17 protein-coding genes and 1 tRNA gene are annotated in these 17,669 nt (G+C 67.2%); 9 read left to right on the top strand and 9 right to left on the bottom strand.

Translation table 11 applies throughout. The features are described 5' to 3' along the window. Nucleotides 1–34 precede the first annotated feature (34 nt). The gene (locus tag BMW75_RS12450; protein ID WP_076518803.1) at nucleotides 35–430 is read left to right on the top strand and encodes a GtrA family protein; all 396 of its coding nucleotides are present in this window, start codon (nucleotides 35–37) and stop codon (nucleotides 428–430) included. Here the strand turns inward: BMW75_RS12450 and BMW75_RS12455 are convergent. Together BMW75_RS12455 and BMW75_RS12460 are read right to left on the bottom strand one after the other, a co-directional pair. Then, nucleotides 390–1,973, bottom strand: coding sequence for an ArnT family glycosyltransferase (locus BMW75_RS12455; RefSeq protein ID WP_092579638.1), 1,584 nt, complete (start codon nucleotides 1,971–1,973; stop codon nucleotides 390–392). The two genes, BMW75_RS12450 and BMW75_RS12455, sit on opposite strands and share 41 nt — an antisense overlap. 2 nt (nucleotides 1,974–1,975) lie before the next feature. Further along, the gene (locus BMW75_RS12460) at nucleotides 1,976–3,022 is read right to left on the bottom strand and encodes a glycosyltransferase family 2 protein (protein ID WP_092579640.1); all 1,047 of its coding nucleotides are present in this window, start codon (nucleotides 3,020–3,022) and stop codon (nucleotides 1,976–1,978) included. A gap of 212 nt (nucleotides 3,023–3,234) precedes the next feature. Here BMW75_RS12460 and BMW75_RS12465 point away from each other — a divergent pair, with 212 nt between their 5' ends. From BMW75_RS12465 to BMW75_RS12485, 5 genes are all read left to right on the top strand, one after another. After that, the gene (locus BMW75_RS12465) at nucleotides 3,235–3,753 is read left to right on the top strand and encodes a GNAT family N-acetyltransferase (protein WP_092579642.1); all 519 of its coding nucleotides are present in this window, start codon (nucleotides 3,235–3,237) and stop codon (nucleotides 3,751–3,753) included. 141 nt (nucleotides 3,754–3,894) lie between these two features. Then, nucleotides 3,895–5,103 carry a sodium/glutamate symporter gene (gene gltS / locus BMW75_RS12470; protein ID WP_092579644.1) on the top strand — a complete coding sequence of 403 codons (1,209 nt, stop codon included), beginning with the start codon at nucleotides 3,895–3,897 and terminating at the stop codon, nucleotides 5,101–5,103. Nucleotides 5,104–5,105: 2 nt separating this feature from the next. Continuing rightward, nucleotides 5,106–6,602 carry a TAXI family TRAP transporter solute-binding subunit gene (locus BMW75_RS12475; RefSeq protein WP_092579646.1) on the top strand — a complete coding sequence of 499 codons (1,497 nt, stop codon included), beginning with the start codon at nucleotides 5,106–5,108 and terminating at the stop codon, nucleotides 6,600–6,602. 41 nt (nucleotides 6,603–6,643) lie between these two features. Further along, the gene (locus BMW75_RS12480) at nucleotides 6,644–6,910 is read left to right on the top strand and encodes a hypothetical protein (protein WP_076518797.1); all 267 of its coding nucleotides are present in this window, start codon (nucleotides 6,644–6,646) and stop codon (nucleotides 6,908–6,910) included. A gap of 5 nt (nucleotides 6,911–6,915) precedes the next feature. Next, a complete protein-coding gene (locus BMW75_RS12485) occupies nucleotides 6,916–7,383 on the top strand; it encodes a YaiI/YqxD family protein (protein ID WP_092579648.1) in 468 nt (155 codons plus the stop codon). A gap of 21 nt (nucleotides 7,384–7,404) precedes the next feature. On the opposite strand, the gene BMW75_RS12490 is transcribed toward BMW75_RS12485, so the two are convergent. The 7 genes from BMW75_RS12490 to BMW75_RS12520 all read right to left on the bottom strand — a co-directional run bounded on the left by BMW75_RS12490 (nucleotide 7,405) and on the right by BMW75_RS12520 (nucleotide 14,450). Continuing rightward, nucleotides 7,405–7,638 (bottom strand): hypothetical protein, encoded by a 234-nt coding sequence (locus tag BMW75_RS12490; RefSeq protein WP_139208525.1) that lies wholly within the window; start codon nucleotides 7,636–7,638, stop codon nucleotides 7,405–7,407. A 221-nt stretch (nucleotides 7,639–7,859) separates the two neighbouring features. Continuing rightward, nucleotides 7,860–7,934, bottom strand: a tRNA-Val gene (locus BMW75_RS12495). A gap of 60 nt (nucleotides 7,935–7,994) precedes the next feature. Then, nucleotides 7,995–8,720: a DNA polymerase III subunit epsilon gene (gene dnaQ, locus BMW75_RS12500; RefSeq protein WP_092579652.1), complete on the bottom strand. Its 726-nt coding sequence runs from the start codon at nucleotides 8,718–8,720 to the stop codon at nucleotides 7,995–7,997. A gap of 6 nt (nucleotides 8,721–8,726) precedes the next feature. Then, on the bottom strand, nucleotides 8,727–11,825 hold the full coding sequence (locus BMW75_RS12505) for an efflux RND transporter permease subunit (RefSeq protein WP_092579654.1): 3,099 nt from the start codon (nucleotides 11,823–11,825) through the stop codon (nucleotides 8,727–8,729). 33 nt (nucleotides 11,826–11,858) lie between these two features. After that, entirely contained in the window at nucleotides 11,859–12,935 is a 1,077-nt protein-coding gene (locus tag BMW75_RS12510) for an efflux RND transporter periplasmic adaptor subunit (protein WP_092579656.1), read from the bottom strand. A 199-nt stretch (nucleotides 12,936–13,134) separates the two neighbouring features. Beyond that, a complete protein-coding gene (rnhA, locus tag BMW75_RS12515) occupies nucleotides 13,135–13,596 on the bottom strand; it encodes a ribonuclease HI (RefSeq protein WP_092579658.1) in 462 nt (153 codons plus the stop codon). A gap of 74 nt (nucleotides 13,597–13,670) precedes the next feature. After that, complete coding sequence (locus tag BMW75_RS12520; protein ID WP_092579660.1) at nucleotides 13,671–14,450, bottom strand: class I SAM-dependent methyltransferase; 780 nt, start codon at nucleotides 14,448–14,450, stop codon at nucleotides 13,671–13,673. A 19-nt stretch (nucleotides 14,451–14,469) separates the two neighbouring features. Between BMW75_RS12520 and gloB the strand changes: the two genes are divergently transcribed. The 3 genes from gloB (at nucleotide 14,470) to fabI (ending at nucleotide 17,620) form a co-directional block, all read left to right on the top strand. Further along, entirely contained in the window at nucleotides 14,470–15,291 is an 822-nt protein-coding gene (gene gloB / locus BMW75_RS12525; protein WP_092579662.1) for a hydroxyacylglutathione hydrolase, read from the top strand. A gap of 7 nt (nucleotides 15,292–15,298) precedes the next feature. Continuing rightward, entirely contained in the window at nucleotides 15,299–16,717 is a 1,419-nt protein-coding gene (locus BMW75_RS12530) for a transglycosylase SLT domain-containing protein (RefSeq protein WP_092579664.1), read from the top strand. Nucleotides 16,718–16,834: 117 nt separating this feature from the next. Further along, nucleotides 16,835–17,620 (top strand): enoyl-ACP reductase FabI, encoded by a 786-nt coding sequence (fabI, locus tag BMW75_RS12535; RefSeq protein WP_076518788.1) that lies wholly within the window; start codon nucleotides 16,835–16,837, stop codon nucleotides 17,618–17,620. Nucleotides 17,621–17,669: the final 49 nt, after the last annotated feature.

Consider the following 17,669-nt stretch of genomic DNA (forward strand, 5'->3'; position numbering starts at 1 on the left):
ACGCCCCTTTCGTTTCCTGTCCGACACATCCCTCATGCGCGCCCTCATCCGGCAGATCAGCCTGTTCATTGCCGTCGGCTGCGCCGCGGCGGCAACGCACTGGGGCGTTGCCGTGGGCTGCGTCGAAGCTTTCGGCGCCCCGCCGCTGGCGGCCAACCTGATCGGCTGGCTGATCGCCTTCGCCGTGTCCTTCGGCGGCCACTACCGGCTCACGTTTCGACATTCGCCCATACCCTGGACCGTCGCGGCCCGTCGTTTCTTTCTGATTTCAGCCATCGGCTTTGCGATCAACGAATCCGCCTACGCCTGGCTGCTGCATGCCACCACGCTGCCCTACGACACGCTGCTCGCCCTGATCCTGATCGGCCTGGCGTTCGCGACCTTCGTCGCTAGCCGGCTGTGGGCGTTCCGGCACAGACCCGCCGCCTGAGCGCCGCGTCCGCTTCCACGCGCCACATCGCGTGCCGCACGCTCGCGACGACGGGCTTGACGCCCTGCAGCGGCGTGTAGGCCTCGCCATCCGCATGATTGCCCCAGATCCAGAACCGCGCGCCCTCTGGCGCGGCGCACAGCCGCGCATAGAATTGCGCGGCGCTGACCAGCACCTCTTCGCCGGTGACCGGATCGAACTTCGCGGCGTCGTACAGTTCCTTGCGCCAGTTGTCGCGCACGGGCACTTCGGGATTGAGCCAGTCGTCCACCACCCAGGTGGGCCGGGGCGCGCGCGTGTACAGCGCCAGGTCGAACGGATACGCGTGCAGCGACACGAAGGTGTCCTGCGGCCTGGCCTGTTCGCGCACAACCTGCGCCAGCGGCGCGGCGCTGCCGCGTCCATGATTGGCGGCCACGGCGACGGCGATGACGCAGATTGCGCCGGCGACGCCCGCGCTCAGGCGCGCCAGCCGCGGCGTCTGCGCGTCGTCCTGGCCGCGTCCCGCCGCCAGGATGACTTCCGCCAGCAGATACGCCAGCGGCGCCAGCGCGGGCAGCACGTAGCCGATCAGCTTGGAATGCGGCATCGAGAAAAACAGCACCACCACCCCGAACCAGACGGCCGCCAGCCGCCGCAGGGCGCGCGCCGGCCCCTCGGCCCAGAACGCGCGGCGAAACATGCCGCCCGCCCACAGGGACCACGGCAGGCTCAGTCCAGCCAGCACCGGCAGATAGAACCACCACGCCTGGGCATTGTTGAAGCCGCCGGCGGCAAAGCGCTGGAAGTGCTGGTAGACGAAGAAATAGTCATAGAAGCCGGGATACCGGATCTGCATCAGCACGAACCACGGCGCCACGATCGCCAGGAACGTCAGCAGCGCCGACGGCCGGACCAGCGCCGCCAGGCCGCGCCAGCGCCTTTCCCAGGCCAGCCAGACCAGCAGGATGGCGCCCGGCAGCACCAGGCCGATCAGCCCTTTGGCCAGCACCGCCAGTGCGGCAAGCGCGGCGGCGGCCATGGCCATCCCCCGCTGCGGCTCGCCGCGTCCGGCCCGCAGCGCGGCCTCCACCGCCGCCAGCACGCATAGCGTGATGAGCCCCGCGACCAGCATGTCCAGATTGGCGAATTGCGCGCCGCCGTAGAAGAACGGCAGGGTGCAGAGGATGAGCAGCGTCAGGCTGGCGGTGGCCGCGCCGCGATGGCGCCGCACGAAGACATACAGCCCGCAGGCGCCCCCCCAGGCGGCCAGCAGCGACGGCACCCGGGCCGCCCACGCATGCACCCCGAACACCGAAAACGACAATTCGGTCAGCCAGTAGTAGAGCGGCGGCTTATGGAAGTACGGCATGCCGTCCAGGAGCGGCACCGCGTGCGAGCCGCTGCGCAGCATGTCCCAGGCCACGCCGGCATAGCGGCCTTCGTCGGGCAGCGTCAACGGGCGCAGCCAAGCCAGCCACGCCAGCCAGAACCCGGCGGCCAGCAAGAGCCGGCCCGCCGGCGGGGCCCATTCGGAGCGCGCCGGCTTGATGAGATCCGCCATGCTCAGCCCTGCGCCTTGCCTGCGGGGCGGCCGCGGCTGCGCCGCACCACGAACAACGGCCGGCCCTTGACCTCGTCGAAGATGCGCGCCACGTATTCGCCCACCACGCCCAGGGAAATCAGGTTGACGCCCGCAAAGAAAAGCACCGCCGTGACGATGGTCGTCCACCCGGAGACCGCATTGCCCGACATCAGGTAATCGCCCACGAGAAACGCCGCATAGGCCAGCGCCAGCACGGCGAACGCGACGCCGACCAGGCTGACCATGCGCAGCGGCCACGTCGTGAACGCGGTCAGGCCGTCCAGCGCCAGCCGGAAGAGGCGCAGCCGGCTGAACTGGCTGGTCCCATGCATGCGCGCATCCGGGGTGTACGGCAGCGCCTCGCCCTTGAAGCCCACCCAGGCGTACAAGCCCTTCATGAAGCGGGTGCGTTCGGGCAGCGCGATCAGCGCGTCGACCACGCCGCGGTCCATCAGCCTGAAGTCCCCGGCATGCGGCGGCACCTGCACGCCGCGCGCGTTGCTGAGCAGCGTATAGAACCAGCGCGCGCCCGAGCGCTTGAGCCAGGATTCATCGGCGCGGTCCTGGCGCACGGCGTAGACCATTTCGGCGCCGGCCGCCCAGCGCGCCAGCATCTGTTCGATCAGGGCCGGCGGATGCTGCAGGTCGGCGTCCAGGCAGATCACCACTTGGCCGCTGGCCGCTTGCAGGCCGGCGCTCAGCGCGGCCTCCTTGCCGAAATTGCGCGATAGCTGCACATGGCGGAACCCGTCGTGCTCGGTCCACTCGGCCATCAACGCCTCCGTGCCGTCCGTGCTGCCGTCGTCGGCGACGATGATCTCCCAACTGGTGCACAGCGCGCTCAGCCGATTGCGCAGCAGCGGCAGCAGCACGCGCAGGTTCTCGCACTCGTTCAGGCAGGGGATCACGCAGGTGACGCGGGTGTCGTACGGAACGTCGGCCGCCTGCGGCGGCCATACCGATCTCAAGGGCAACGATTTGGCCAGCACCTGCGGCGCTGGCGGGTCGGACCGGAACTGGATATGCATGAGACTCTGAAAACACGAAATGCGCTGCGGGATGCGATGCAGTATGCGCAGGGCCTCGTCAAATTTTCATGAAATGCGATTGCCGGGCCGGGCATCAAGGCTGGTCATTTAGGCCGGTCATTAAAATGGCGGGCCAATTGCTGGTATCTGTTTTCTGTTATCTGTTTTCTGTTTCCTGTCTTCGGATCGTCATGCAATACCAAGTCCGTCCCATGCTGGCCAGCGACGTCGACGCCATCCTCCAGGCCCAGGCCCTCGCCTATCCGCGCTTCCTGCTGGAAGGCGCGGACTTCTTCCTGAACCGCCTCGCCCTCGCGCCGCACTATTGCTGGGTCGCCCGGCCGGACGGCGCCAATACGTCCGGCGGCTTGCTGGGCTATCTGATTTCCTATCCCTGGGACGCCGGACTGCCGCCCGCCCTGGACGAGCCGCTGGCGTCGCTGCCGCCGCAGGCCGATCATTGGTTCCTGCATGACTGCGCGGTCGTGCCGGCGGCGCAAGGCCTTGGCGTGGGCCAGGCGCTGGTGCGCACGGCCGCCGATCGGGCGATGCAGCGCGGCCTGGCGCGCGCGAGCCTGGTGTCGCTGCCCGGCGCAACGGGCTATTGGCTGCGCCATGGCTATGCGCCGGTTGCGGCCGGCGCCGCCGGGCTGGCCGGCAAACTGGCCGGCTACGGACCGGGCGCCAGTTACATGTCACGCGCCTTTCCCTTGGCGTGCGCCGGCGCGTAGCGCGACAGCAGACGTCGCGTCTTTCCCGTGTACAGCGGGGCTTGGCTGGTCGTAAGATAGGTTCACAGTCCGCGAGCGATGCGGCAGCAAATGGTTTGGATAGCCTGACTTGCTGCGCCCCGACGGGGCGCGAAGGTTCGTATGATCTCCCTTTCGCCCGTCCAATCTTTCCTCGCCTGCTGCCTGGTGCTCGTCGTCGGACGGGGCATGACCACGCGGATCGGCATCCTGGGTCGCTACAGCATCCCCGATCCCATCGTGGGGGGCCTGCTGTTTGCGGTGCTGGCCTACCTGCTGTCGACCTGGGGCGGCCTTGCCGTCTCGCTCGAGACCAGCATCAAGCCCACGCTGCTGCTGCTGTTCTTCGGGTGCATCGGCCTGACGGCCAACCTCAAGCTGCTGGCCAAGGGCGGCCCCCGGCTCATCGCCTTCCTGCTGGCGCTGATCCCTTTCCTGGTGCTGCAGAATGCGGTGGGGCTGGGCATGGCATGGCTCCTGGACATGCATCCGCTCATGGGCCTCTTGGGCGGCACGATCACACTGGTGGGTGGCCATGGCACCGGCGCGGCCTACGCGACGCGCTTTGCCGACTTCAACAACATCCAGGACGTGATGCCGCTGGCCATGACTGCCGCCACGCTGGGATTGGTGCTGGGCGGCGTCGTCGGCGGACCGGTCGCGGAATGGATCATGCGCCGGCACAAGGTGTCGGGCGGCCTGGATCAGAAGGCGGCCGAAGGGCAACAGACCGTCGACCAGGACGAGGCGCAAACGCCGCCCACCCCCGGGACGTTCATCCTGTCCCTGACGGCGGCCTTCGTCTGCCTGGTGGTGGGCGGCTTCCTGGCGGCCATGGTGGAAGACGCTCCCGTCAGCCTGCCCAATTTCCTGTGGTGCCTGGCCACGGGCGTGGTGATCCGCAACGCCGGGCCGCTGGTGGGCATCCGGCTGGACGACCGCGCCACCGACATCATCGGCACGATCTCGCTGTCGCTGTTCCTGGGCATGACGATGATGACGCTGGACCTTTCCAGCGTCGCCCGCCTGGCCGGTCCGCTGGCGTTGATGCTGGTGGTGCAGACGCTGTTCTGCGCGCTGTACGCCGCCTGGGTCGTGTTCCGGATGCTCAAGCGCGACTACGAGGCCGCGATCATGTCCGCGGCGTTCTGCGGCTTCGCGCTGGGCGCGACCGCCACCGCCATCGCCAACATGCAGGCGCTGACGCGCCGCCACGGTCCCGCCCCCGAAGCCTTCATCGTGGTCCCGGTCACCGGCGCGTTCCTGATCGACATCCTGAACGTAATCATCCTGAGCACGCTGATCTCCTTGCCTTTCGTGGGAGGGATTTAGCCATGTTCAAGAGACTGCTGATCGCCCTGCTGTGCGTGCTGCTTGCCGCCTGCAGCCGCGCTCCGGACGCGGACGCCCTGCGCGCCGACGTCGAGCGCAGCCTGGACGCCACCTATGGGCAGGGCCTGTTCCGCATCGCCGACCTCCGGCGCATGGGATCGGCATCCGACAGCACCGCGCCGGCCGGCGAAACCCGGCGCGTGGTCTATTTCGACGTCGAACTGGAGCTTGCGCGCGATGTCTCGCTGGGCGCGTGGGACCAGCCTGGCGCGGCCTCGCTGGTGACGCTGCTGGGCGCAGGCCCCCGCAGCATCAGCGGCGTGAAATCCGGCGGCAACCAGGCCGGCGATCGCATCGTCGCCCACGCCAGCGCCATTTACCGCAAAGAAGAAGGCGACTGGCGGCTTGTGACGCCTGCCGGGTTCAAGGCCGCCGAAGCGCCCTCGCTGGACACGGGCGCGCCGCCCCCGGTGACGCGCCAGCTCCTGGACACGCTGGACCAGATCACGCATTCGGTGACCTACAGCGCGTCCAGCACCGCACAACACGTGGTGCAGCAGGAGCTGGAGCGCTCGGTGGCCCGCATCAACGGCCGGCTGGCCCGGTTGCAGCAAGGCTATCCTCTGGCCGGCGGCCCGGACCGCGGCGAATACCTGGCCTTTGCCCGCGCCCTGAGCGAGGTGGCGCGCGCGCGCCAGATTCGCGTGTCGCCCTTGATCACCGGCGGCGGCGCCGACAACATCGCGCTGCTGCGCAGCGGCGACGCCGTGGTGGGACTGGCGCAGGCCGACACGGCCCGGATGGCTTACGAGGGCAAGGGCCCGTTCGCGGGGCAAGGCCCGTTCACCAACCTGCGCGCGCTGGGCAGCCTGTATCCGGAAATGGTCCACATCGTCGTGCGTGACGACCCGGCGCTGCGCGGCGTCGCGGACCTGAAGGGCAAGACGATCGCGCTGGGTCCGGAGGGCTCGGCGGTGCGGGCCACCCTGGAAATCGTGCTGGCCGCGCATGGACTGCAGGCCGGCCGCGATTATCAGGTGTCGGACACCCCGTTCGTCGCGGCCCTGCCGCTCCTGCGCTCCGGCGCGGTGGACGCCGCCGCCCAGGTGATCGGCGTGCCGGCCACGCCGCTGCGGGACGCGCTGATTCCGGCGCAACTCAAGCTGCTGCCCCTGGACCGGGCCGCCATCAAGACCCTGACATCCGGCGACAGCGTGCTGATGGCGCTGGACATCGCGGCGGGCACGTATCCCAACCAGCCGGAAGGCATTCCCACCGTGGGCATGGCCGCGCTGATGCTGACCACCACTGACCTGACGCGCGACGAAGCGCTGGTGGTGGTGCGCGCCGTGTACCAGGCCGGGCAGGACCTGCTGGCGGCCGGCTCGACCCAGGGATCGCAGGTGTCCGCGGCCACCGCCCGGCTCGGCCTGAGCGTGCCCCTGCACGACGGCGCCGAGGAAGGCATCGCCGCCCTGGAGCACGCCAAGCCGCAATGAGGCCGTTGCGCTTATGATGGCGCTCCATTTCAGGAATTCCGATGAACAAATTCGACCTCCAAAAGAACCAGGCCCTCAAGCTGGCCGGCCAGCTCAAGCAGGCCGCCACGCCGGACCGCTTTGGCGCCGCTTCGCAGGCGCCCGACCGCCGCGAACAGCGCAAGCTCGACCAGGCCGCCGGCCTGGTGCCGTTTCCGCTGAAACTGTCCCAGGCGCAGGCCGACAAGCTGCGCGCCGCCGCCGCCGAGCGCGGCGTATCCACCAACGACATCGTGGCCGAGGCGCTGCAGACGGCGCTGGGCGCGTAAGCACGATGCATATCTGGGTCGACGCGGACGCCTGCCCCGCCGTCATCAAGGACATCCTGTACCGCGCCGCGCAGCGCTGGCAGGTGCCTTTGACGCTGGTGGCCAACCAGGCGCTCTACACGCCGCCGTCGCCGCTGATCCGGGCCGTGCAGGTGCCGCGCGGCTTCGACGTGGCGGACGCGCACATCGCGGAGCGCGTGCAGGAAGGCGATCTGGTCATCACCGGCGACATCCCGCTGGCCGCGCAGGTGCTGGAAAAAGGCGCGATGGCGCTCAACCCGCGCGGTGAACGCTATTCGCCGGAAACCATCCGGGAACGTCTGGCGCTGCGGGACATGATGGAAGAACTGCGCGCCAGCGGCGTGGACACGGGCGGCCCGGCAACCTTCAGCCAGGCCGACCGCAAGGCGTTTGCGAACCAGCTCGACACCCTGCTGGCGCGAGTTGCCCGGCAGCAGTCGCAAAACGGCTGACGCCGCCAGACAGGCGGGCCGTCAATAGAAAGTGATGTAAGCCTTGTAAATGATCGCGCCGATGGCGGTGACCAGGCCCAGCCCCATCAAGGTCATGCCAAGATTGCGGTCACGAAACCCGAAGCCGATCAACATGAGTGCCACGCCCGTGACGATGATGATAAGCATGGTGTTGGTATGCGGACCCATGGCCTTCTCCTGTTTTGCGGTCAATCCTGGCGATCGACCCTGGCGATCAATCGCCGTCTTGTTCATGATAGACAGGCGTGGAACAGGCTTGGCGCAACCGGAAAGGGCCGGTTTGCGGCAGATCAGAAGAAGGTTAATGAATCGAAAACAAAAAAGCCAACCGATGAAGGTTGGCTTTTTGCTTACTGCCCGAAGAAGAACAACGCCGGCGCCGCGATAAAACTGTGTGCGATACGGGCATTGCTTCTCTGGGGCGCTTCAAAGGCCAGACAGCCTTGGAAGGTCTTTGGTGGGTAGTACTGGGTTCGAACCAGTGACCCCTGCCGTGTGAAGGCAGTGCTCTACCACTGAGCTAACCACCCCGAAAGAGGCGAAATAATAGCACGGATTTTTATACGCGTGCAAGCCGCCTTGAAAAAACTTCAAGCAGGCGCGGCCACGGGCGCTTCGAGCTTGCGCCACACGCACTCGCCGCTCACGGCCTTGTCCAGGGCTGCGAGATAGGCGTCGTGCTCGGCCAGTTCTTCGGCGCTGGCCTGCAGCACCGGCAGGCCGGACGCGTCGAACCTGGCCAGCACCACGCCGCCGCTGCTGGCGCCGGCGTTGTCGTCCACGTCGATCAGCAGCGCGTCCTGGCCCCGCGTCATCGCCAGCCAGACTTCCGCCAGAAGCTGGGAGTCGAGCAATGCGCCGTGCAGCGTGCGGTGCGCGTTCGAGATGCCGAAGCGGTCGCACAGCGCGTCCAGCGAATTGCGCTTGCCGGGAAACAGCGAGCGCGCGTGCAGCAGCGAATCGGTGACGGTTTCGCAGAACTCGGTGATCGGGCCGCGGCCGATCTTCGCGAGTTCGGCGTTGAAGAACTTGACGTCGAACGCGGCGTTGTGCGCGATCAGTTCGGCGCCCTGGATGAAGGTGACGAATTCGTCGGCGATCTCGGCAAAGCGCGGCTTGTCCGACAGGAATTCGGTGGTCAGGCCGTGCACCGCCAGCGCCTCGGGATCGCTGTCGCGGTCTGGGTTCAGGTAGATGTGCAGGTTGTTGCCCGTCGCCGTGCGGTTGACGATCTCCACGCAACCGATTTCGACGATGCGATGGCCCTGGGCAGGGTCCAGTCCGGTGGTTTCCGTGTCAAAGATGATCTGGCGCATAACTCACTATTCCGACGCTTGGGGCTGCGAGGCGGGCGGCGTGTGCGCATGAGGCGCTTCGCTGCCGGTCTTGCCTGGCTTCTTGCGTGCGGCGGCAATCAGCGTGTAGGCCACCGGCACGACGAACAAGGTCAGTAGTGTACCCAGCATCAGCCCGCCGACCAGAACCCAGCCGATCTGCTGGCGCGATTCGGCCCCCGCCCCGGTCGACAGCGCCAGCGGCACCGTGCCCAGCACCATGGCGCCGGTCGTCATCAGGATGGGGCGCAGGCGCAGCACGCTGGCTTCGACCACGGCTTCGTACAGTTCCCTGCCCTCGTCGCGGAGCTGGTTCGTGAATTCCACGATGAGGATGCCGTGCTTGGTGATCAGCCCGACCAGCGTGATGAGGCCGATCTGGCTATAGATCGACAGCGTGCCGCCCGTCAGCCACAGCGCCAGCAGCGCGCCGGTCATGGACAGCGGCACGGACAGCATGATGATGAAAGGATTGCGCCAGCTCTCGAACTGCGCGGCCAGCACCAGGTAGATGAAGGCCAGCGCCATCGCGAAGACCAGGTAGATGCTGCCCGACGAATCGCGGAACTCGCGCGATTGGCCGTCCAGGTCCGTGATGATGGTGTTGGGCAGGACCTCGCGCGCCACCTGGTGCATGTGTTCCAGGACTTCGCCCAGCGCGTAGCCGGGCGCGACCGCCGCGTCGATCTTCACGGCGCGCAGGCGGTTGAAGTGATTGAGCGACTGCGGCGACACGCCTTCGTGCACGCCCAGCAGGTTGTCCAGCTGGACCATGCTGCCGTCGCGCGCGCGCACGTAGATGCCCGAGATATCGGTGGGATTGGCGCGGTCGCGCGGAGTCACCTGCACGATCACATCGTATTGTTCGCCCTCGTCCTTGTAGCGGGTGACCTGGCGGCCGCCCAGCATGGATTCGAGCGTGCGGCCCACGACGTCCACGTTGGCGCCCACGTCGGCCATCTTGTCGCGGTCCACCCGCACGCGCAGCTCGGGCGTGTTCAGGCGCAGGTCGGTGTCCAGGTTCAGGAGCCCCGGATACTTGCGCAGTTCGGCCAGGAAGATGCCGGTCAGCCGCGACAGCTCTTCATACGAGGCCTGGCTCATGATGATGAATTCCACCGGCTTGGAGCGCGCCGACTGGCCCAGCGACGGCGGATTGGTCGGGAAGGCGCGCACGCCCGGCAGCGACGCGAATTGCGGCTGCAATTGCTGGGTGATGGCCTGCTGCTTGCGCTCGCGCGCTTCCCAGGGCTTGAGGCGCAGGATCGCGGTGCCGTCCGTGACCGTCGGAAAGCCCACGGTGACCTGGCTGCCGCTGGCCTCGGGGATGTCGGCATAGAATTTTTCGATGCCCAGCATGCTGTCCAGCGTGTAGTTCAGCGTGGCGCCCTCGGGGGAATTGACGATGCCGAACACCACGCCGCGGTCCTCGACCGGCGCCAGTTCGCTCTTGACCACCTTGAACAGCACGCCACTGCCCGCCGCCACGGCCAGCCCGATCACCACCACCACCCAGCGATGCCGCAGCGACGCGCCCAGCATGCGCCGGTAGCCATTGCTCATGGCGTTGAGCCAGCCTTCGATCAGGTTGTACCAGCGGCTGTGGCTGCTTTCGTGCCGCAGCAGCACCGAACACATCATGGGCGTGAGCGTCAGCGCCACGAAGCCGGACACCAGCACCGCGCCCGCCAGCGCCAGCGCGAATTCGATGAACAGCCGGCCCGTGCGCCCCGTGGCGAAGGCCAGCGGCGCATACACGGTGACCAGCGTCATAGTCATGGCGACCACCGCGAAGCCGATTTCCTTCGACCCCCGCAGCGCCGCTTCCTTGCGCGGCATGCCGTCCTCGATGTGGCGGTAGATGTTCTCCAGCACCACGATGGCGTCGTCCACCACCAGCCCGATCGCCAGCACCATGGCCAGCAGCGTCAGCGTGTTGATCGAAAAGCCGAACAGGTACATCAGCGCGCAGGCGCCCACCAGCGACACCGGAATGGTGACGATGGGAATGATGCTGGCGCGCAGATTGCGCAGGAAAAAGAAGATCACCAGCACCACCAGGACAATGGCTTCGAGAATGGTGTGGAACACGGAATCGATGGAACGCTCGATGAACACCGACGAGTCGTAGGCAATGTTCAGCTTCATGCCCGCGGGCAGGGTTTCATTCAGCCGCGCCACTTCCTCGCGCGCCGCCTTGGAGAGTTCGAGCGGGTTGGCGGTCGACTGCCGCGTGACCCCGATATTGATGGCCGGCTTGCCGTTGAAGCGCGACAGGATCCGGTCATTGGCGGCGGCGATCTCCACCTTGGACACGTCCCGCAGCCGCACCGGGTATCCCTTCACGTTGGCGACGATCACGTCCTCGAACTGGGCGGGGGTCTGCAAGTCGGTCGCCGAGACCACCGAGAATTCCCGGGCACGCGATTCGATGCGGCCCGCCGGAATTTCCACGTTCTGGCTGCGCAGCGCGGCCTCCACGTCCTGCACCGTCAGGCCGTAGGCCGCCAGCTTGTCGCGGTCCACGTAGATGCGCATGGACGGCAGGCGCTCGCCAAAGACACGCACTTCCGCCGCGCCCGGCAACACCGACAGGCGCGTCTTGATATAGCGGTTGATGTAGTCGGACGTCTGGATCGCCGAAAAAGAACCCGACTCCACCGCGATGTAGATGATGGGCTGGGAGTCCGCCTCGACCTTGCCGATGATGGGCTCGTCGATTTCGTCGGGCAGGAAGCGCCGCGCGCGCGACACCTTGTCGCGCACTTCGGCCGCCGCGGCATCCGGATCGCGCGACAGGTTGAACTTGATGTTGATGAGGCTGCGTTCGGAACGGCTGCGCGAGGTCATGACGTCCACGCCCTCGATGCCCGCCAACTGGTCTTCCAGCGGCTTGGTCACCTGCGATTCGATCACCTCGGGCGACGCGCCCTTGTAGGTGGTGTCCACCGACACGATGGGCTCGTCGATCTTGGGGTATTCGCGCACGGTCAGGCGCGAATACGAGATCAGGCCGATCAGCACGATGACCAGCGACAGGACCGACGCGAACACCGGCCGCTTGATACAGGTTTCCGAGATACGCATGGCGCTACCGCTGAAAGTGTGGAGGGGCCGGCGCTACGAGCCGTTGCCCACGATGGTGACGGACGCGCCATCCGTCACGCGCTGCAGGCCCGAGACCACCAGCATGTCATTGGCGGCCACGCCGGTCAGGATCTCGACGCGGCCCTCGCGCCGTTCGCCGATCGTCACTTCGCGCCGCTTTGCCACCCCGTTCTCGACCCGATAAACGTACTGCGTTTCGCCCGACGGCGATAGCGCGGCCTCGGGCGCGACCAGCGCCTTGTCCTCGCTAAAGAGCAGTTGCACCCGGGCGAACATGCCGGGCCGCAGCACGCCGTCCTGGTTTGCCACGGTGGCGCGCAGCAGGATGGACCTGCCGCCCGCGTCGACCAGCGGGCTCACGGCGTACACCAGCCCCCGGCGTTCCTGCCCGGGCAGCGCGTCCAGGCGCAGGGTCAACTGCTGGCCCACGCCCACTTTGCTCAGATACATCTCGGGCACGCGAAAGTCCACCTTCAGGGGGTCGATCGCTTCGAGCGGCGCCAGGTCCTGGCCCTGGTTCACGTAATCGCCGACCGACACGCTGCGCAGGCCGACGATGCCCGCGAACGGGGCGGAGATGGTCATCTTGTCCAGCCGCGCCTGCGCCAGCGCCACGGCGGCTTCCTGGACCTTGAGCGTGCTGGCCGACTCGTCGCGCGCCTGCTGGCTGACGAAGCCCTTGCCCTGCAGTTCCACGGCGCGGCGGTAATGGCTTTGCGCCAGCGTCAGGTTGGCGCGCGCCTGCGCCAGTTCCGCGCGCGGCACGGAGTCATCCAGGCGTATCAGGAGCTGGCCCTGCTTGACGGGCTGGCCTTCCTTGAATTCGATGGACTGGATACGCCCGGCCACTTCCGGCCGCAGGACGACCGACTCATCGGAACGCAGGCTGCCGACGGCCGACAGCCCGCGCGCGAAGGGGACTTCCTGGACGGCGGCAACGGCCACCCGGGCCGGAGCGGCGGGAGCGGGTTTGGAGACGGCCTGGGCGGTCGGGGCGGGCGGCGCCAGCCAGCGCGGCACAAAAACGCCGAGCGCGGCCCCCGCGGCCAACCCTGCCGCAACCGCGGCCAGCAGTACTGCTTTTTTCATGCGCGAATGTGGCGGTGATGCGGCGCGGGCCGGGCATACCCCACTCGGACGACGCCGCAGGAACTGGATTGAGGGTTGGCACTTTAGCACCCGAATTTACATACTGGAACAATCCTGAAGCCCGATGAAAGAACTAAATCCGCCCGGGGGGCCGATTCGAGGGTATGTCCTGATGCCTGCGGGGCGGGGCCGCCCGCGCTCAGCCGCGTCGGGCGGCCAGGACGCCCAGATTGGCGAGTTCGTCGGCGCGCTCGTTGCCGGGATCGCCCGCGTGGCCGCGGACCCAGCGCCAGGCCACCTGGTGGCGCTGCACCTGCTCGTCCAGCGCCTGCCAGAGCTCGGCGTTCTTCACCGGCTTTTTGTCGGAAGTGATCCAGCCGCGCCGCTTCCAGTTCGCCAACCACTCGGTCATGCCTTTCATGACATATTGGGAGTCGGTGTGGATCGTGACGGCGCAGGGGCGCTTGAGCGCGCGCAGGCCCTCGATGACCGCCAGCAGCTCCATCCGGTTATTGGTGGTCTGGAGTTCGCCGCCGTGCAGCGTTTTTTCGTGCGCCCCGGCGCGCATCAGCACGCCCCATCCGCCAGGACCGGGATTGCCCTTGCAGGCGCCGTCGGTCCACATTTCCACTTTCTGCTCGTTCGATTTGCTGTCCTGCATGGTGCTGCGTGCTTGTCCTTGTGCTTGGGCTTGTGCTTATGCTTGTGCTTGCAATGTGATGCGGGCTTGACCGCTCAAGAGGGGTCGAAGCCGTCGTCCGCGTGGCGGTTGACCACCACCGACGCGGCGCGCGCGCGCTTGGGTTTGGTCTTCCAGGCCGGCCCGATGATACGCATGCCGGCCACGCGCTTGACCGCCGACACCATGTACACCGCCCCGCCCAGGCTCCACCAGCGGGCGCCGGCCGATTCCAGGAAGCTCCAGCGCTGCAGCCATTTTTCGCTGCGGCAGGCGGGCGCGTAGCAGCCGAACTGGCTCTGATCGACCTCCAGCGACAGCAGCTTGAACCAGTCTTTCAGCCGCGCCGGCGATACCTGGGACGACGGCGGCTGCGGCAGCCAGGGCTCCATGCCCGGCATCCGGGTGCGCGCGCCCCACATGCTCCAGGGATTGAACCCGGAAATGACCACGCGGCCCTCCGGCACCAGCACGCGCTCGACCTCCCGCAGCACGTTGTGGGGCTCGGACGTGCATTCGAAGGTGTGCGGCAGGATCAGCAGGTCCACGCTCTGCGATTCGAACGGCAGGGCCTCGGGCTGGGCGACGACCGCGCGCGACTGCCAGCCGGCCATGCTTTCCTGCTGGGGGGCTTCGGTGCCCACGTAGCCCTTGAACGGCATCCGGTTGGCGCGCAGCAGGTTCATGTCGGCCAGGCCGACCTGCCAGGCGTAATATCCGAAGACGTCCGCGACGGCCGCGTCGAACTGGGCGCGCTCCCAGGCCAGCACGTACTGGCCCGGCGGCGTCTGGAACCATTCGGCCAGTTCTACAATCGGCGGAGTTTCTTCTGCCACGTTTATTCCTTCGAATCCCATGCAAGCCTTGACCGCCCCCGCAGGCGGCCGCGAGCGCAACGCCGCGGTCTTGCCTTTGCCAGCCTTCTCCGACAACTACATCTGGGCCATCGTCCGCGACGGCCTGGCGGCAGTCGTGGACCCCGGCGATGCCGGCCCGGTGCTGCGGTTCCTGGATCAGCAAGGCTTGAAGCTGCGCGCCATTCTACTCACGCACCACCATGGCGACCATGTGGGCGGTGTACCGGAATTGTCCCGCATCGAGGGCATCACCGTATATGGGCCCGCACGCGAAAAGCTCCCGCGCTGCGATGTTGCCCTCGTCGAAGGCGACCGCGTGACCCTGCCGGAACTGGACCTGGACCTGCGGGTGTTGGACGTTCCGGGCCACACGGCCGGGCACATCGCCTATGTCGGCCGCGCGGCCGGCGTCGAGCCCGCGCTGTTCTGTGGCGACACGCTGTTTGCCGGCGGCTGTGGTCGGCTTTTCGAGGGCACTCCCTCGCAAATGTTTGATTCCTTGGAAAAATTTTCCGCTTTACCGGCGGATACAAAAGTTTTTTGCGCACACGAGTACACTCTAGCGAACCTTCGCTGGGCGTTGGCCGTCGAACCGGCCAACCGCGACCTGCAATCGTGGCACCTGCGGGCCCAGCAACTACGCGCGGATGGTCACCCCACGCTTCCTTCGACCATTGGGCAGGAACGCGCGACCAATCCGTTCCTGCGCACGCAGCAGCCCGACGTCGTCCAGGCCGCCGCAAGCCGGGCCGGACGCACCCAGAATACGCCGGTAGAGGTCTTTGCCTCCCTTCGTGAATGGAAGAACGATTTCAAGTGACAACCTGATGAATCTATCCCGACTCCTTCTGCCGCTCATGCTGGCAGTCCTCGCCGGTTGCGCAGGAACCAAAGCCCCCGATAGCAAGAACCTCACCACCAATTCCCAAGGCCGTTATATCGCCCGGGACACGTCCCGGACGGTCGACCTGACCAACCCGCCGGTCGACGCCTGGGACCGCATCCGCCGCGGTTTCGCCATCCCCAACCTGAACACCGACCTCTCGCAGCAGTGGACCGACTACTACGCGTCCCACCCCGAGTCGGTGCAGCGCATGGCCGAACGCGCCGGAAAATACCTGTATTTCATCGTCGACGAGATCAATCGCCGCGGCCTGCCCACAGAACTGGCGCTGCTGCCCTTCGTGGAAAGCGCGTACAACCCGACCGCGCTGTCGCGCGCGCAGGCGTCGGGGCTGTGGCAGTTCGTGCCGGCCACCGGCCAGCATTTCAACCTGAAGCAGGACTGGTGGCGCGACGAGCGCCGCGATCCCATCGCCTCGACCAACGCGGCGCTGGACTACCTGGAAAAGCTGTTTGAAATGCAGGGCGACTGGTACCTGGCCCTGGCCTCCTACAACTGGGGCGAAGGCTCGGTGCAGCGCGCCATGGCCAAGAACGAGGCCGCCGGCCTGAACACCGACTACCTGTCGCTGAACATGCCGGACGAGACCCGCAACTACGTGCCCAAGCTGCAGGCCATCAAGAACATCATCGCCGACCCGCAAAAGTATGCGGTGGCGCTGCCGCCCGTGGGCAATACGCCCTACTTCGTGACGGTGCAGAAGAACAGCGACATCGACCTGGAAATCGCCGCCAAGCTCGCCGAAATGCCGCTGGACGAATTCAAGGCCCTGAACCCGTCCTTCAACCGCCCGGTCATCCGCGGCGACCACGGCCCCACCCTGCTGCTGCCGGCCGACCGCGTCGAGATCTTCAACGCGAATCTCACCAACTACAAGGGCGACCTGACCGCCTGGAAGGTCTACCACACGCGCCGCGGCGAGTCCTACGCGTCCATCGCCAAGCGTTTCGGCGTGTCCGAGGCCACGCTGCGCGAGACCAACGACATCAGCCGGCGCCAGAAATCGGCCAATGGCCAGGCGCTGCTGGTGCCGGGCGACCCCGGCACGGGCGGCGTGCAGATCGCCTCCCTGGCCGCCCCGGTGGGCGCGCTGGATTCGGCCCCGCAGGACAACAAGGCCGCCGCGCCGCGCGGCCGCGTGGCGCAGGCGCCCGCCGCCCGCGTCGCCAGCGCCCGTCCCAACGTGCGCAGCCACAAGGTCCGCCAGGGCGACACCCTGTTCTCGCTGGCCAAGCAGTACGGCACCACCGTCGACGCGCTGCGCGCGCTCAACAACATCAAGGGCAGCGCCCTGAAGATCGGCACGCAGCTTCGCGTGCCGGGCACGAACGCCCGCGGCTGACACCCCGCCCGGGATGGCGCGGCGCCCCAGACCGGCGCCGCGCCGGTACGCCCGCTGGACCGCCAAATTCCCTAAAATAGGCGGTCTCCAGAAGGGAAAAAATCAAAGGACACATCTATGGGCTTTCTTGCCGGCAAGCGCATCCTGGTCACCGGGGTGCTTTCCAACCGTTCCATCGCCTACGGCATCGCGCGCGCCTGTCACCAGCAGGGCGCCGAACTGGCGTTCACCTATGTGGGTGACCGCTTCAAGGACCGCGTGAGCGAATTCGCCGCCGACTTCGGCAGCAACATCGTGCTGCCCTGCGACGTGGCCGAAGACAGCCAGATCGAAGGCGCCTTCGCCGAACTCGGCAAGCATTGGGACGGCCTGGACGGCCTGGTCCATTCCATCGGCTTCGCCCCGCGCGAAGCCATCGCCGGCAATTTCCTGGACGGCCTGTCGCGCGAGGGCTTTCGCATCGCCCACGACATCTCCGCCTACAGCTTCGCCGCCATGGCCAAGGCCGCCCTGCCCCTCATGGAAGGCCGCAACGGCTCCGTGCTGACGCTGACGTACCTGGGCGCCGAGCGCGTGGTCCCCAACTACAACACGATGGGCCTGGCCAAGGCATCCCTCGAAGCCAGCGTGCGTTACCTGGCCTCGGCGCTGGGCCCACGCGGCATCCGCGCCAACGGCATCTCCGCCGGCCCGATCAAGACCCTGGCCGCCAGCGGCATCAAGGACTTCTCGGCCATCCTGAAGTTCGTGGAAAGCCAGGCCCCACTGCGCCGCAATATCACCATCGAAGACGTCGGCAACGTCGCCGCCTTCATGCTGTCGGACCTGGCCGCCGGCGTCACGGGCGAAATCACCCACGTGGACGGCGGGTTCTCGACCATCGTCCCGGGCATGGAAGAGTAAGCACGCAAGGGGCGGCGCGCCGCCCCGCCGCGGGCGATCTGCCCCCGAA

Source organism: Achromobacter sp. NFACC18-2 (assembly GCF_900108985.1).
In the GTDB taxonomy this organism is placed as follows: domain Bacteria; phylum Pseudomonadota; class Gammaproteobacteria; order Burkholderiales; family Burkholderiaceae_B; genus Achromobacter.

What these genes read in the sequence shown, in the direction of transcription:
- BMW75_RS12450 (WP_076518803.1), top strand. Translation starts at nt 35, where the DNA reads ATGCGCGCCCTCATCCGGCAGATCAGCCTGTTCATTGCCGTCGGCTGC.
- BMW75_RS12455 (WP_092579638.1), bottom strand. Translation starts at nt 1,973, where the DNA reads ATGGCGGATCTCATCAAGCCGGCGCGCTCCGAATGGGCCCCGCCGGCG.
- BMW75_RS12460 (WP_092579640.1), bottom strand. Translation starts at nt 3,022, where the DNA reads ATGCATATCCAGTTCCGGTCCGACCCGCCAGCGCCGCAGGTGCTGGCC.
- BMW75_RS12465 (WP_092579642.1), top strand. Translation starts at nt 3,235, where the DNA reads ATGCTGGCCAGCGACGTCGACGCCATCCTCCAGGCCCAGGCCCTCGCC.
- gltS (WP_092579644.1), top strand. Translation starts at nt 3,895, where the DNA reads ATGATCTCCCTTTCGCCCGTCCAATCTTTCCTCGCCTGCTGCCTGGTG.
- BMW75_RS12475 (WP_092579646.1), top strand. Translation starts at nt 5,106, where the DNA reads ATGTTCAAGAGACTGCTGATCGCCCTGCTGTGCGTGCTGCTTGCCGCC.
- BMW75_RS12480 (WP_076518797.1), top strand. Translation starts at nt 6,644, where the DNA reads ATGAACAAATTCGACCTCCAAAAGAACCAGGCCCTCAAGCTGGCCGGC.
- BMW75_RS12485 (WP_092579648.1), top strand. Translation starts at nt 6,916, where the DNA reads ATGCATATCTGGGTCGACGCGGACGCCTGCCCCGCCGTCATCAAGGAC.
- BMW75_RS12490 (WP_139208525.1), bottom strand. Translation starts at nt 7,638, where the DNA reads ATGAACAAGACGGCGATTGATCGCCAGGGTCGATCGCCAGGATTGACC.
- dnaQ (WP_092579652.1), bottom strand. Translation starts at nt 8,720, where the DNA reads ATGCGCCAGATCATCTTTGACACGGAAACCACCGGACTGGACCCTGCC.
- BMW75_RS12505 (WP_092579654.1), bottom strand. Translation starts at nt 11,825, where the DNA reads ATGCGTATCTCGGAAACCTGTATCAAGCGGCCGGTGTTCGCGTCGGTC.
- BMW75_RS12510 (WP_092579656.1), bottom strand. Translation starts at nt 12,935, where the DNA reads ATGAAAAAAGCAGTACTGCTGGCCGCGGTTGCGGCAGGGTTGGCCGCG.
- rnhA (WP_092579658.1), bottom strand. Translation starts at nt 13,596, where the DNA reads ATGCAGGACAGCAAATCGAACGAGCAGAAAGTGGAAATGTGGACCGAC.
- gloB (WP_092579662.1), top strand. Translation starts at nt 14,470, where the DNA reads ATGCAAGCCTTGACCGCCCCCGCAGGCGGCCGCGAGCGCAACGCCGCG.
- BMW75_RS12530 (WP_092579664.1), top strand. Translation starts at nt 15,299, where the DNA reads ATGAATCTATCCCGACTCCTTCTGCCGCTCATGCTGGCAGTCCTCGCC.
- fabI (WP_076518788.1), top strand. Translation starts at nt 16,835, where the DNA reads ATGGGCTTTCTTGCCGGCAAGCGCATCCTGGTCACCGGGGTGCTTTCC.